The sequence below is a fragment of the Micromonospora sp. NPDC050187 genome (assembly GCF_044459745.1).
Classification (GTDB): domain Bacteria; phylum Actinomycetota; class Actinomycetes; order Mycobacteriales; family Micromonosporaceae; genus Micromonospora.
Genome location: NZ_JBITJH010000002.1, coordinates 314012 through 327169 on the forward strand (window position 1 = coordinate 314012; position 13158 = coordinate 327169).

A 13158-nucleotide genomic window follows, 5' to 3' on the forward strand; every position below is an offset into this window, starting at 1 on the left:
CTCGTCCCGACCGCCGGGCCCGGCCCGACCGTGTCCGCCTCACCAGTGGGCGACGTCCACCTCCGCCGGCACCGCGCAGACCGCCTCGGGCGCGGGGGTCTGGGCGTGCACCAGGAACCGCAGCGACCTCGCCTCGGTGAAACACTCCCGCATCGGCCGCAGCAGTTCCCGGTGCCCGGCACTGCGCTCCCACTCCTCGAAGTCGGCCAGGGTCGCCCACTCGCTGGTCACCAACCACTGCTCCGGGTCGACGGCCGACCGGCAGACCTGGTCGACCAGGTGGCCCCGCACCCCGTTGACCTGGTGCCGCACCAGCTCGTACGCCTGGAGGAAATCCGCGGTCCGCTCCACCGCCACCCGCACCAGGAACAGCACGCGCGCCCGTCGTTCGATCATGATCCCCCGCTCCCTTCCCCAGGTGGCTGCGCCCCGCGCAGCACCAGTGCGCTGTTGAAACCGTCGAAGCCGCGGGCGCACACCACCGCGACCCCGGTCTCCGGCCGCCGTGGCCGGCGCAGGAAGTCCAGCTCGCAGCCGTCCGCCGGGCGCATCGGCCCGGCGGAGACGGGCAGCTGGCCGTGATGCAGGGCGAGCAGCGCGGTCGCCACGTCCAACGCCGACCCGCCCTGGTGGGCCCGACCGGTGAGGGGCTTCTGCGTGGTGACCGGGGGTGGCCGGGTGCCGAACACCGCCCGCAGGGCCTCCGCCTCGGCCCGGTCGTGCCGGCGCGTGCCGAGGGCGTCGGGCAGCACCACGTCCACCTCGTCCGGGTGCACGCCGGCCCGACCGAGGGCCAGGCGGACGGCCCGGGCGTACTGGACGGGGTCGCCGGCGGTCTCCGCCGTGGTGTGCGCCGCGTCGTGGGTGGCGCCCCAGCCGGTCACCTCGCCGTAGACCCGCGCGCCCCGGGCGAGGGCGTGCCCGTGTTCCTCCACCACGAAGACCGCGCCGCCCTCGGCCGGCACGTATCCGCTGGCGTCGACGTCGAACGGGCGGTAGGCGCGCTCCGGGTCGTCGACCGGGCTGAGCAGTCCGGAGCGGAGCTGGCAGGCCAGCGCGTACGGGCTCAGCGGACACTCGGTGGCCCCGGCGATCACCACCGGGGTGCCCCTGCGCACGGTGCGCACCGCGTGCGCCAGGCTGTCCAGCCCACCGGCGGACTCGGTGACCAGCACCCCGCTCGGTCCCTTGAACTGGTGGTGGATGGAGAGCTGCCCGACGCTGGCCGCGTAGAACCAGGCGATCGACTGGTACGCCCCGACCGTGCGGGACGGCCCGCCCCAGAGCCGTTGCAGTTCCCGCTGGCCGAACAGGTTACCCCCGGAGGAACTGGCCAGGGTGACCGCGTAGCCGTACGGGTCGGTGGCCCGCGCGGGCAACCCGGCGTCGGCGAGGGCGAGCGCGGTGGCGGCGAACCCGAGGTGCGTCCAGCGGTCGGTCTGCACCAGCCGACGGTTGTCGGCGTACCGGGCGGCGTCGAAGCCGGACACCTCGCCGGCGATCCGGGTCGGGTAGCGGTCGTCCGGGTCGAAGAGGGTGATCGGCCCGGTCACCCGGGTGCCGGCGGTCACCGCGCGCCAGTGCGCGTCCACGCCGATGCCGCTCGGGGCGACCACCCCGATGCCGGTGACCACCGCCCGGGGGCTCACTCCCGCACCGACCCGGAGAGTCGACGGAAGACCAACGCGGACTGGAAGCCACCGAAGCCGCTGCCCACCGAGAGCGCCACGTCGACCGGCAGTTCCCGCGCGACGTTCGGCACGTAGTCCAGGTCGCACTCCGGGTCCCGGGTGGCCCAGTTCGCCGTCGGGGGCACCACCCCGTACTCGATGGCCAGGGCGCAGGCGGCCATCTCGATCGAGCCGATCGCGCCGAGCGAATGCCCCACCATCGACTTGATCGAGCTGACCGGCACCCGGTACGCGGCCTCGCCGAGGGCCCGCTTGAACGCGGCGGTCTCGTGCCGGTCGTTCTGCCGGGTGCCGGAGCCGTGCGCGCTGACGTACGACACGTCGGCCGGGTCCAGCCGGGCCTGCCGCAACGCGTCGGTGATGGCCAGGGCCATCTCCAGCCCGTCCGGGCGCAGACCGGTCATGTGGTAGCCGTTGCTGCGGCTGGCGTAGCCGGCCACCTCGCAGTAGACGTGCGCGCCCCGCCGCCGGGCGTGCCCGGCCTCCTCGAGGACCAGCACGGCCGCGCCCTCGGCGAGGACGAACCCGCGCCGGTCGTTGTCGAAGGGCCGGGAGGCGTGCGCCGGGTCGTCGTTGTCCGGGCTGGTCGCCTGGATCGCGTCGAACGAGGCCACGGTGACCGGGGAGATCGGCGAGTCGGAGGCCCCGGCGAGCACCACGTCGGCCTCGCCGTCGGCGATGAGCTGGTGGGCGTAGCCGATCGCGTCGATGCCGGAGGTGCAGCCGGTGGAGACCACCTGCGCCGGGCCGTGCAGCCCGTGCCGGCACGCCACGTCGGCGGCCAGGCTGCTGGGCACCAGCGCCTGGTAGAGGTACGGGCCGGCGCGGCCCGGGTCGACCAGCCAGTGCGCGCCCTGGTCGCTGACCCGAACGTACTCCTGCTCCAGGGCGGTGGTGCCGCCCACGGCGGAGCCGAGCACGACCCCGGCGTCGTCCCGGAGCGCGTCGGTGAGGTCCAGTCCACTGTCGGCGAGCGCCTCGGCGGAGCAGGCGAGCGCGAACTGGACGTACCGGTCGGCGCGTCGACGTTCGTCGAGGGTGAGGCCGGCGGCGTCCGGGTCGAAGTCGCACTCCGCGGCGATCCGGGACCGGAACGGGGACGGGTCGAAGAAGGTGATCCGGCGGGTGGCGGTGCGCCCCTCGGTGATCGTCTTCCAGAACCGGTCCCGGGTGGCGCCGCCCGGAGCGACCACCCCGACACCGGTCACCACCGTGCGGCGCCCGGTCACGGCGTCGCCTCCACGACCTCGGTGTCGACGTGACCCAGCTCCGGTCGGGGTGCCAGCGGCCCGAGGTGGAACACCACCTCGGCCGGTTCGTCGCCGGTGTTGCGCAACCGGTGCCGGACGTTGACCGGCACGAACAGGGCCTCCCCGGTGGCGAGCGGCACCGGCCGGTCGTCGAGGTCGACGGTGATCGCGCCCCGGGTGACGTAGAGAAACTCCTCGCTGTAGGGGTGGTAGTGCTCGGCGATGCGTTCGCCCGGCAGCAACGCCGCCACCCCCATGAACCCGGAGGTGGAGCCGACGGTCTTCGGTCCGAGCAGCACCCGCAGCTCCGCGCCGCGCCGCCGGTCGGCGGGGACGTCGTGGGCCGCGACGACCCGGTCGGCGGTCTCACTCATCGTCGTCCCCCTCCAGTCCCCGCCGCCGGGCGATCAGCTCGACCTTGTCGCGGATGATCGCCATCTGCTCGCGGGTGCCGGCATTGAGCCGGTCCTCCATGCCGCGGTCGTCGACGGGCGCGTCGGGCCGCAGGTGGAAGTCCTGGACCCAGGTCATCCGGGTGCTCCCGTCGGAAACCGTGTCGTAGCGCCAGTGCAGGCGCATGTACTCGAACGGTCCGGTCTCCACCCGGTGCGCGTGCACCTGCCAGGTGGCCGGGTCGGCGGTGCGTTCGCTGACCCAGCTCCACACCGTGCCGTCCGGGTCAGGATTCATGGTCAGCCGGAACCGGACCGTGTTCCCGTCGCGGTGGAGCACCTCCACCGAGGCGTACTCGGTGAACAGGTCGGTCCAGTTCTCCACGTCGTTGGTGAGGTCCCAGACGAGCCGCCGTGGCGCGTCGATGACGATGCTGTTCTCGGTGTGGCCGGGCAGGTCGGCCGGCTCCGGGGAGTCGGGCGGATCGGCCCGGTCGGGCGGTTCGCTCTGCTCGGCGACCAGGTCGGCGACGGCGGGAATGCTCAGGTGGCTCGTCTCGGTGGGAATCCGCGCGCCGTACCGGTCGGCGACCACGGCCTGCAACTCGAGCAGGGCCAGGGAGTCCATGCCGAGTTCGGCCAGGGAGGCGTCGGGGGTGCGGGCCGCGGCGTCGGGGTCGAGTCCGCAGTGCGCGACCAGGATGTCGGTGATCTCGGTGGCCAGGGCCGCTCCGGCCGGTCCTCGGGTGACGGTCATGGTGTTCCTCTCAGCTGTGGGCCGCAGCCGCGGCGTGGGCGTTCGCGCCGGGCCGGTACGAGATGCGGGTCGTGCCGTCCCGGCACGCGGGCCGGGGCGCTCGCGGGGTCATCCCGACACGGGTCGGCCGGTCGCGGTCACGGCCGACGCCCGTTTCCGGTGGCGTCCCAGCGGTAGAAACAGCGCGCCATCGCGTCCCGTGGGGACTGCCAGGTCGGCAGGTACGGTGAGACGTACGGCCGCAGGCGGTCGCTGATCCGGGTGAACTCGGGGTGCCGGCGTGCGGTCTCCACCGCCCCCTCCCCCGCCGTCTCGGTCTCCAGCAGGTGCACGTAGAGGTCGTCCAGGCGGTACAGCGACCGGTGGCGAACCCCGGCCAGGCGCGGCAGTTCCGTCGCGTCCGACTCGGCGAAGATCTCGGCGACCCGCGACTCCGCGGTCGGCAGCACCTTCGCGACGATCAACGAGCGGTCCATGGACACCCCTTCCAACGGCGGACGCCGAGCCGCACGACGACCGGACGGCTGCCGACACGATGCCGAGAGCGGCGTCATCGGGGCGTCACCACAGACCGTCCACTGGCACCCCACGTCCGTGACGCTGGGTTGACGATGGACGAGCAGAATGGCTCCCGCACCTGCCGGCGCATCGGGAGGATGTATCGCGTACTACCAGCTCAGAGGCATTCTCGGGAACGCGCCGAGGAGGCCGGAATGACGACCATGATGTTGACTCAGCGTAACTGCTATTGATAATCTTCGTCGCTATCAGCCCGGCGGCGACGCTCGCCCCGACGCGCGACCGGACACCGTCGTCGCGGGCAGCCGGCGGGCACCGTGGACGACGGGACGAGGGTTCCGCTGCAGGGGGTGCGGCCGTGGGCTCTGACACCAGCACGCCGACGGCCACTCCCCGGGTGCGTCTGCTGCTGCTCGGCGGCTTCCGCCTGCTGCACGACGACCGGCCGGTGGTCGTCCCCCGTGGACTGCAACGGATCATCGCGCTGATCGGGCTGCGCCCCGGTGCCACCCGCAGCCATCTCGCCGGCCTGCTCTGGCCCGACGCGCCCGAGGACCGCGCCCTGTCCTCGCTGCGCACCGCCCTGTGGCGACTGCGCCAGGACCCCTGCTGTCCGATGCTGACCAGCGGCGACACCGTACGACTCGATCCGGCCGTCCACCTCGACGTGGACGAGCTGGTACGGACCGCCGCCCGGGTGAGCGAGGGCGGCGACCCGCGCGGCGCCGCCGCGGCGCTCGCCGCCGGTCGGCACGACCTGCTGCCCGGCTGGTACGACGACTGGGTGCTGCTGGAACGGGAACGCCTGCGCCAACTCCGCCTGCACATGCTGGAACACCTCGCCCGCACCCACCTCCAGGCCGGCCGGCACGGCGAGGCCCTCCAGGCGGCCCTGGAGGCGATGGCCGCCGAGCCCCTGCGGGAGACCCCGCACCGGCTGGTGGTGCAGATCCATCTCGCCGAGGGCAACGCCTTCGAGGCGCTGCACGCCTTCTACGTGTACCGCGACCTGATCCTGCGGGAACTGGACCTGGAACCCTCGGCGGCGATGTGCGCCCTACTCGACGACACCCTCGCCCCGATCCGCCGCCGCCCGGCGCCACCCGGCGCCCGACGCCCCACCCGACCCGCGCCCGGACCGTCACCACCGTCGACATCCGGGTGACGGCACGGTGACAGCCCGGCCGGCAGGGTGGGCCCACCAGGCGTCCCCACGAGCTCGCGGGACGCCGGTCGCGAAAGGAGTCCGATGAGTCGGCTACTGATCGTCAGCAGGATCGTCCCGGGGTCGGAGGACCAGGTGGCGGAGATCTTCGCCGAGTCCGACGCCGGTGGACTGCCCGCCCTGACCGGCGTCCGGCACCGCTCCCTGTACTGCTTGCACGACGTCCTCATCCACCTGATGGAGACCGACGTGGACCCCGGCTCGGTCGGCGGAGCCCGCACCAACCCGCTCTACCTGCGGGTCAACGAACGGCTCGCCGAACACACCTCCCCGTACCTGCCCACCTGGCGCTCCCCCCGGGACGCGATCGCCGGGTGCTTCTACCGCTGGGACGCCGCCCCCGCACCGTCCGTCGGCGCCCTCGACTGACCCGCTGATCCGCGCCGCAAGGAGCTGCCATGTCCTCCAGCCGCCCACACGTCCTGGTGATCGGCGCCGGCACCGGCGGGATGTGCCTGGCCCACGGCCTGCGCCGGGCCGGGATCAGCGTCGCCGTCTACGAACGTCACCGCACCCGCACCGACGGCCTGCTCGGCTACCGGGTCGGCATCGGCCCGACCGGCAGCCGGGCCCTGCGCGAATGCCTACCCCCGGACCTGTTCGACACCTTCGTCGCCACCTGCGCCCGCTCCCCGCGCTACTTCAACGTCATCACCCAACGGCTGCGCCAGACCGCCTCCTTCGAGCTGCGACCGGACACCGACCCGGTGAACACCGACCGTTCGGTCTCCCGGATGACGCTGCGGCAGGTCCTGCTCACCGGCATGGAGGACGTCGTCCACTTCGACAAGACCTTCACCCGGTACGAGCAGCACGACGACGGCACGGTCACCGCATACTTCGCCGACGGCAGCTCCGCCGTGGGTGACCTGCTGGTCGCCGCCGACGGCACCCACTCCGCCGTCCGCCGGCAGTACCTGCCGCACGCGGTGACCCGGGACGCCGGCAGCATCAACATCGCGGTGAAGATCCCGCTCACCGAGCACACCCGCAGCCTGCTGTCGCCCCGCGTCCTGGAGGGCATCTCCCTCATCTTCGGCACCCGCGGGATGATGGGCATCCTGCACGTGATGGAGTTCAAGTGGGACAGCAGCGGCGGGCTCAAGTCCGGCATCGGCGGAGCCGACGCCCACCTGCTGGACCGCTGGCCGGGCCTGCTCTACGACAACACCCGCGACTACATCAACATCATCATCTGGAGCACCGCCCGCCGGTTCCCGTCCGACGTGATGCGCCGACGCGGCGACGACCTCGTCCACCTCGCCCTGCAGCTGACTCGGGGCTGGCACCCGAACCTGCGCGAGCTGCTCGCCCGCAGCGACCCGGGCAGCTGCCTGCCGATCAAGGTGGCCACGTCGGAACCGGTCCCGCCCTGGAAGCCCAGCACCGTCACCCTGCTCGGCGACGCCATCCACACCATGACCCCGGGACGCGGGGTCGGGGCGAACACCGCGCTGCGCGACGCCGCCCTGCTCTGCCGAGAGCTCACCGCGGCGACCGGCGGGGACAAGCCGCTGCTGGAGGCGGTCGGCGACTACGAGGCGCAGATGCTGCCGTACGGCTTCGCCCGGGTGGCCGACTCGCTGAAGAACAACGGCACCAACGGCGACGACCCGCTCTACCGCCCGGTCGTCGGTCGACTCGCGCTGCTGGGCGCCCGCGGCTACTTCGGAGTGACCAGCCGGGTACCGAAACTGCGCCGCAAGTTCGTCGACGACCTCTACGCCTACCGGGGCGCGGAGGACTGAGTCCCCTCCCCACGGCGGTGCCGGCACCTGTCTCTCCTGCCGACGAGCAGGGTGCCGGCACCGCCGTCACGGTGCGCCATCGTGTGCCACGCACCGTTCCGGCGCTCCCCCGTCGACCTCCCACCCGAACCGCCCGACCCGACCGGCGGCACGGGATCCTCCCGGCCAGGCTGAGGCCGGTAACACGCGTATGCGAAGCTGCGGCGGACTTTTCTCGCACTTTCGCCGTACGCACTGGGAGGTACGCCGTGGCGTGGACGTTCGGACACTCATTGTTACTCATCCTGGCGGTGGTGGGCGGCGCCGCCGCCGGTTGGGCGCTGCGCGGCCGGCAGGCCACCGGCCGCCCGCCGTCCGGGGTGGACCCGGTCTTCACCCGACCGGGCCGCCCGGCGGCCACCACCACCTCGACGCCAGCCCCGGGCACCTCGGCCGACCGGTCCACGGCCGACGCCGCTGCCCCCACGGCGGACACCACCGCCGCGCCGGTGGACTCTGCCGCACGGCCGGAGACGGTCGACGTACCCGCGACGCCCGACCGGTCCGACCACACGCCGAACCTCCCCCTCAGCACGGACCCCGACCCGGCCCGTCCCACCCCGGCCCCGGTGGCGTACAGCGAGCCGGTGGATGCCCAGGCCGAGCCGATGGCGCCCCGGACCGAGCCGACCGCCTCGTCGGGCGGGCCGGCGGGCGCGCGGGTCGAGCCGGTGGAGGCGCAGCTCGAACCCGTCGACGCGCAGACCGACCCGGTGACCCCGCAGCCCGGAACCATCGACGGGGAGCCCGAGCCGGTGACCGCCCGGACCGAGCCGGCCCCGGGGACCCGGCCCCTTCCCGCGCCGGTAGCGGAGGCCACTCACACCGAGCCGACCACGGTCGAGGCCGAGCCGACCACGGTCGAGCTCGCCACGGCCGAACCGGCCACCACCGAACCGGCCGAGGTCGAGCCGGTCAAGACCGAACCGACCGCGACCGAGCCGGCCAAGACCGAGCGGATGGCGGCCGAGGTGGCCGAACCAGTGGCAGCCGAACCCGTGGCGGCCGACCGGGTCGAGCCCACGGCGGGACCGGCCGCCCCGGCGGACGACCAGATCCAGCCGGTCCAGCCGACGGCCGGCAGCGTACCGGCCGAGGCGGACACCACGGCCGGGCAGCACGACACGGCGGTCACGCCGCGCAAGGCGGAGGACGGTCCGGACGACGACTTCCGTCGGATCCAGGGCATCGGGCCGAAGATCGCCGCCGCCCTCCAGGCCGCCGGCATCCGCACCTACCGGCAGTTGGCCGAGCGCGACGAGGCAGGGCTGCGCGAGGTGATCCGGGGCGCGGGCCTGCGTGCCGCCCCGGGCCTGGCGAGCTGGCCGCAGCAGGCCCGCATCCTCGCCGACGCTCCCGCCGAGGCCGACAAGGTGTTCCCCGCCCCCACCGCCCCCACCGCCTGACCCGCCGCCGCCCGCCCCGCCCCGCCCCGCTCCGCCACCGGCCACCGCCGTCGGGTCGGATCGCCGTCGCGCGTCGTCCCCGGCGGCGGCCGGTGTCGGCGCGGGGCGGCTGGCGCGGGGCGGCTGGCGCCGACCAGGCCGGTTCACGCCACACGCGGTTTGGCCGTTCACCGCGTCTGGGTACAACCCGCCTCACTCGACCCACCATTACGAGGGAGGCAGCCATGCGGCGTGGCCCGTCGATATTCGGAGTTCTCTTGGTGATCTGGCTCGTCATCGGCGCGATCGCCGCAGGACAGCGCGGCTACTTCGAGGGCGAGGAGACCAACTGCGCCGAGGCCGGCACGATCCTGGTCACCGTCGTGGCCGGGCCGCTCAATTACGTGGGCGCCAACCCGAAGGTCGACTGCGAACTTCCCCAGCCGTCCCAGTAGGCCCCGCTCCCCACCCCGGCCCGCGTCCGCCATGGATGGTGGACGTGGGCCGTTCCCGTGTGCGGCGAAGCCCTCTGCCGGATCGGTCCGCACTCCGATCGTCTTCGGCGATGACGGGGATCGGGCTCCAGCCTGACGACGTGGGTCGCCGGGACTCACGGCACCTGGCGCTGCACGAGACAGCTGGTCAGCAACGGGCTGGGCGTGCCGTGCCAGAACACGGCCAGCTCGTCGCGGGGGCGAGTGGCGGCCACGGAGAGCAGCGACCGATCGCGCTGACGATCGCGCTGGTAGCGCTTGGGATCCGTGTCGCGGTAGGTGCGGCGCAGGGTGTCGGCGGCGATTGTCGGCCCCATACGCGAATCACCGGCGCATGTTACTCCTCCTCGACCGGTTCCCGTCCGCGTCACCGAAGCCGGAGCCGGTGACGGGCGCCGACGCACGCGCGTTGACGGCGCGTGTTTGGGCCACCACCCCTTGCAACGTTGGAAAGCCACACGCTACTGTCTCATGGCAGATAGGCCGACATCGAACTCATTAGCGCCTGTCGAGACCGCCGCGCCAGCCGGTTGAAGCCCTTTTCCGGCTCGAGCCAACTCGTTGTACGCCGATCCACGACGGAGGCGAGTATGAATGTCTGCGAAGCGCTGAAGCGACGCTGCGCCCAAGGCGGAAACCGCTTGGCGCACGTCGTCGCGGACGGTTCGGCCACACTCGACTTCACCGAGTGGGCAGACCGGACGGCCCGGCTGGCCGATCACCTGCGCATGCGGGGCATCGCCGCCGGCCATCTGGTCGGGCTCTGCTTCCCGGTCGCCGCGACCCCCGACGCCGCCGTCGCCTTCACCGCCGTGCACGCGGTCGGCGCCGTCCCGGTGATGCTCTCCCCCGCCGACGTCACCGGTCCCTGGTGGCAGACCGTCGGCGCTGGGACCGTGCTCACCCCCGTCGACGTGCGGACTCTCCTCGACGAGCGGGAACGCGCCGACGACACCCAGCTCAAGGCCCTCTTCGCCGCGGCGGAGGACGGCGGCAGCGGTCTGACCGCAGTGGTCCGCACCTCCGGCACGACCGGCGAACCCAAGGCCGTCGCCATCCCCGACACGGACACCTTCCACGACACCGACGTCGACACCTGGTTCCCCGACGCCCTGCTGGTGGCGTCCCCGACGCACTCGGTCGACGGCATGTCACACCTCATCTACCCGCTGGTGCGGGGACGGCTGGTCGTCACCCTTCCGCAGCTGGACCAGAACACCTTCCGGACCGCTGTGCAACGGTACGGAACCGACCGCGTCAAACTTGTTCCGGCCATGCTGCGAATCCTCGCCGAAAGCGGTTCCGACGTCCGGCCATTCACCGGAATACGGAGTGTCTGGCTCGGATCGGCGGCGCTGACCCTACCGGACCACCGGCTGCTGCGCCGACTGTTTCCCGAAGCACAGGTGTGGATGGACTACTCCAGTACCGAATCGGGCAGGGCTCGGTTGACGACGCTCGTGGCCGACGGTACCGCGGGCCAGGAAAGCGACTGGGCTGGCGAACTTGGCGGACCGGCGGCCGATACCGAGGTCCGGGTGGTGGGCGAGGACGGCACGGTTCTCCCCACCGGTGCGATCGGCGAGATCCAGCTACGGCACACCGTCCTCGCCCGACGCGGCCACCTCCCGGTCCACCCCGGAGACGCACCGGTGACCCCGGTGGACGACTGGGTGTCCACCGGCGATCTCGGTGTCCGTGACCCGGCCGGTCGCGTCTGGTACCACCGCCGCAAGGCGGAGACGGCGAACTGCGGCGGCGAGAAGATTGCCTTCTCCGAGGTGGAGGCCGTCTTCCGGGAGCTCGACGGGGTGCGGGATGCCGCCGCCGCCGCAATCCCGGACCCGTTCCTCGGCGAGACGATCGGTGTGCTGCTGGTGACCGCGCCGGACCGGCGGCCCGACCGGGAGACGGTGGAGCGGCACGCGCTGGCCCGGCTCCGCAACAACCGCCGTCCGAGCCACCTGATGTTCGGCACCGACCTGCCCCGCTCCGAGCACGGCAAGGTGCAGCGCCAGCGGGTCCGGGATCTGTTGGTGGCCGAGGGATGGCGACTCGTGCCCGGGGCGGTCCGCGCCGACCTGCGCTCCCTGCCGGCCGTGCTGCGGGCCATGGGCTGCGAACGGGTCGACGAGGACGCCAGCCTCACCGCGAACGGTCTCAGCTCGATCGACCTGGTCACCCTCTCCTGGTTCCTCGGCGACCAGTGGCAGGTGGAGGTGACCCCGGCGGCGCTGTTCAACTCGGCCAGCGTCCGGGAGCTGGACCGCCGCCTGGCTGGTCGGTGATACGGAATCCGCGAGACGGCAAAGGAGTCCACCGGCGTGACACGACACATCCGCACCGTGCATCTGTTCGCGGGCGGCACCCGTACCTCGCGACAGCCCGCGACCTGGGGACAGCAGTACATCTACGAGGCAGTGGAGAGTCTGCGCTTCGAGGACTCACGGATCAACGTCGAACTGCCCGTCCCCATCGGTGCGGGGGTCTCGGTCAGCGAGGCCCTGATGGCGCTCCGGCTGGTCGTCGAGCGGCACGAGTCGCTCCGGACGACGTACACCCGCAGCCCGGACGGAGAACTGGTGCAGCACGTCACGGAGGGCCAGCTCTTCGAGGTCGACATCTGGGAGTGCGGGGTCGACGACCTGCGGGAGAGCAGGAACGCCCTGCTCGCCCGCTACAAGAGCCACGTCTTCGACCCGGCCGTCGGCCCGCTGTTCCGGTGCGCTCTGCTGACCCGTGATGGTGCCCCCCGGTACCTCCTCCTGGTCACCTCGCACATGGTGCTCGACGATTGGTCCGGCACCCTGGTCAGCCGGGAGTACACCGCGCTCCTCGCCGGCGCGACGCTCCCCGCCGCCACCTGGCAGCCCCTGGAGCAGGCCGGCTGGGAGGCGTCCGAGCCGGGACGACGACTACACGAACGGTCGATCCGGTACTGGCGCGACACGTTCGCGACCGCCCCCCGGTTCCCCCGCCAGCCGGACCTGAAGGCCAGCGCGAGTCCCCGGTACTGGCACGGCCAGCTGACCAGCCCGGAGGCGTTCGACCTGCTCGGGGCGCATGCCGCGCAGCTCGGGGTGACCGGCCCGTCGTTGCTGGTGGCCGCGTACGGCCTCGCCTTCGCCCGGTTCTTCGACACCGACGAGGTCCTGATGATGGTACGGACCGCGAACCGGCCCACCCGGGAGTCCCTCGCTTCGGTCGGGCACTACTCCCAGCAGGTGCCGGTCCGGCTGAGGACCGACCACCCGACCTTCGCCGAGTACGCGCGGCACGCGCACGACCGGATCCTGGACGCGTACCCGTACGGCCTCTGCGCCCCCGGCGACGCCGAGCGGGAGATGTTCGCCGGCGAGTTCAACCGGTGGGCGCGGGTGACCGTCAACATCACCCCGGAGGTGCCGGTGGCCCCCGACACCGCCCGGGATCAGGTGACCCACCGGGCACGTCAGCGGCACTTCGGCTGGCTGAGCAACTTCGAGGAGGACCGGATCGTCGCCTACTGCGACATCTGGCCGGCCATCCAGAGCCTGTCCCTCTTCGCCGACACCGCGTTCATCCCGAAACGGGCTGTCGGCGCGGTCCTGGAAGAGATCGAAGGGATCATCCTGAAGGCCGACGGCTGAACCGGCCGCACGGCGGTCCACGACGGCAC

13 protein-coding genes and 1 pseudogene are annotated in these 13158 nt (G+C 72.7%); 7 read left to right on the plus strand and 7 right to left on the minus strand.

The window, feature by feature from the left end; all coding sequences use genetic code 11:
- Positions 1-39: 39 nt before the first annotated feature.
- The 6 genes from ACIBJE_RS04635 to ACIBJE_RS04660 form a co-directional block, all read right to left on the minus strand.
- Positions 40-396 carry an antibiotic biosynthesis monooxygenase family protein gene (locus tag ACIBJE_RS04635; protein WP_396742775.1) on the minus strand — a complete coding sequence of 119 codons (357 nt, stop codon included), beginning with the start codon at positions 394-396 and terminating at the stop codon, positions 40-42.
- Complete coding sequence (locus ACIBJE_RS04640; protein WP_396742778.1) at positions 393-1649, minus strand: beta-ketoacyl synthase N-terminal-like domain-containing protein; 1257 nt, start codon at positions 1647-1649, stop codon at positions 393-395. Before ACIBJE_RS04640 ends, ACIBJE_RS04635 begins: the two co-directional genes overlap by 4 nt.
- Positions 1646-2920: a beta-ketoacyl-[acyl-carrier-protein] synthase family protein gene (locus tag ACIBJE_RS04645; protein WP_396742781.1), complete on the minus strand. Its 1275-nt coding sequence runs from the start codon at positions 2918-2920 to the stop codon at positions 1646-1648. The genes ACIBJE_RS04640 and ACIBJE_RS04645 overlap by 4 nt, the downstream gene beginning before the upstream one ends.
- Positions 2917-3315, minus strand: coding sequence for a cupin domain-containing protein (locus ACIBJE_RS04650; RefSeq protein WP_396742783.1), 399 nt, complete (start codon positions 3313-3315; stop codon positions 2917-2919). Before ACIBJE_RS04650 ends, ACIBJE_RS04645 begins: the two co-directional genes overlap by 4 nt.
- A complete protein-coding gene (locus ACIBJE_RS04655) occupies positions 3308-4090 on the minus strand; it encodes an SRPBCC family protein (protein ID WP_396742786.1) in 783 nt (260 codons plus the stop codon). The genes ACIBJE_RS04650 and ACIBJE_RS04655 overlap by 8 nt, the downstream gene beginning before the upstream one ends.
- A gap of 137 nt (positions 4091-4227) precedes the next feature.
- On the minus strand, positions 4228-4566 hold the full coding sequence (locus tag ACIBJE_RS04660; protein WP_396742789.1) for a TcmI family type II polyketide cyclase: 339 nt from the start codon (positions 4564-4566) through the stop codon (positions 4228-4230).
- Between the two features lie 401 nt (positions 4567-4967).
- Here ACIBJE_RS04660 and ACIBJE_RS04665 point away from each other — a divergent pair, with 401 nt between their 5' ends.
- The 5 genes and pseudogenes from ACIBJE_RS04665 to ACIBJE_RS04685 all read left to right on the plus strand — a co-directional run bounded on the left by ACIBJE_RS04665 (position 4968) and on the right by ACIBJE_RS04685 (position 9461).
- On the plus strand, positions 4968-5774 hold the full coding sequence (locus tag ACIBJE_RS04665; RefSeq protein WP_396742791.1) for a BTAD domain-containing putative transcriptional regulator: 807 nt from the start codon (positions 4968-4970) through the stop codon (positions 5772-5774).
- Between the two features lie 84 nt (positions 5775-5858).
- On the plus strand, positions 5859-6203 hold the full coding sequence (locus ACIBJE_RS04670) for a TcmI family type II polyketide cyclase (protein WP_396742794.1): 345 nt from the start codon (positions 5859-5861) through the stop codon (positions 6201-6203).
- A 29-nt stretch (positions 6204-6232) separates the two neighbouring features.
- Entirely contained in the window at positions 6233-7582 is a 1350-nt protein-coding gene (locus ACIBJE_RS04675; RefSeq protein WP_396742797.1) for an FAD-dependent oxidoreductase, read from the plus strand.
- Between the two features lie 1193 nt (positions 7583-8775).
- Positions 8776-9027, plus strand: a pseudogene (locus ACIBJE_RS04680) (helix-hairpin-helix domain-containing protein); the annotation flags it as partial.
- A 224-nt stretch (positions 9028-9251) separates the two neighbouring features.
- Entirely contained in the window at positions 9252-9461 is a 210-nt protein-coding gene (locus ACIBJE_RS04685) for a hypothetical protein (protein ID WP_396742800.1), read from the plus strand.
- A gap of 155 nt (positions 9462-9616) precedes the next feature.
- Here ACIBJE_RS04685 and ACIBJE_RS04690 read toward each other — a convergent pair whose 3' ends face one another.
- On the minus strand, positions 9617-9817 hold the full coding sequence (locus ACIBJE_RS04690; protein WP_396743521.1) for a hypothetical protein: 201 nt from the start codon (positions 9815-9817) through the stop codon (positions 9617-9619).
- Between the two features lie 324 nt (positions 9818-10141).
- Here ACIBJE_RS04690 and ACIBJE_RS04695 point away from each other — a divergent pair, with 324 nt between their 5' ends.
- Complete coding sequence (locus ACIBJE_RS04695) at positions 10142-11788, plus strand: AMP-binding protein (protein ID WP_396742802.1); 1647 nt, start codon at positions 10142-10144, stop codon at positions 11786-11788.
- Between the two features lie 36 nt (positions 11789-11824).
- Positions 11825-13129 (plus strand): condensation domain-containing protein, encoded by a 1305-nt coding sequence (locus ACIBJE_RS04700; protein WP_396742805.1) that lies wholly within the window; start codon positions 11825-11827, stop codon positions 13127-13129.
- The last annotated feature ends 29 nt before the right edge of the window (positions 13130-13158 follow it).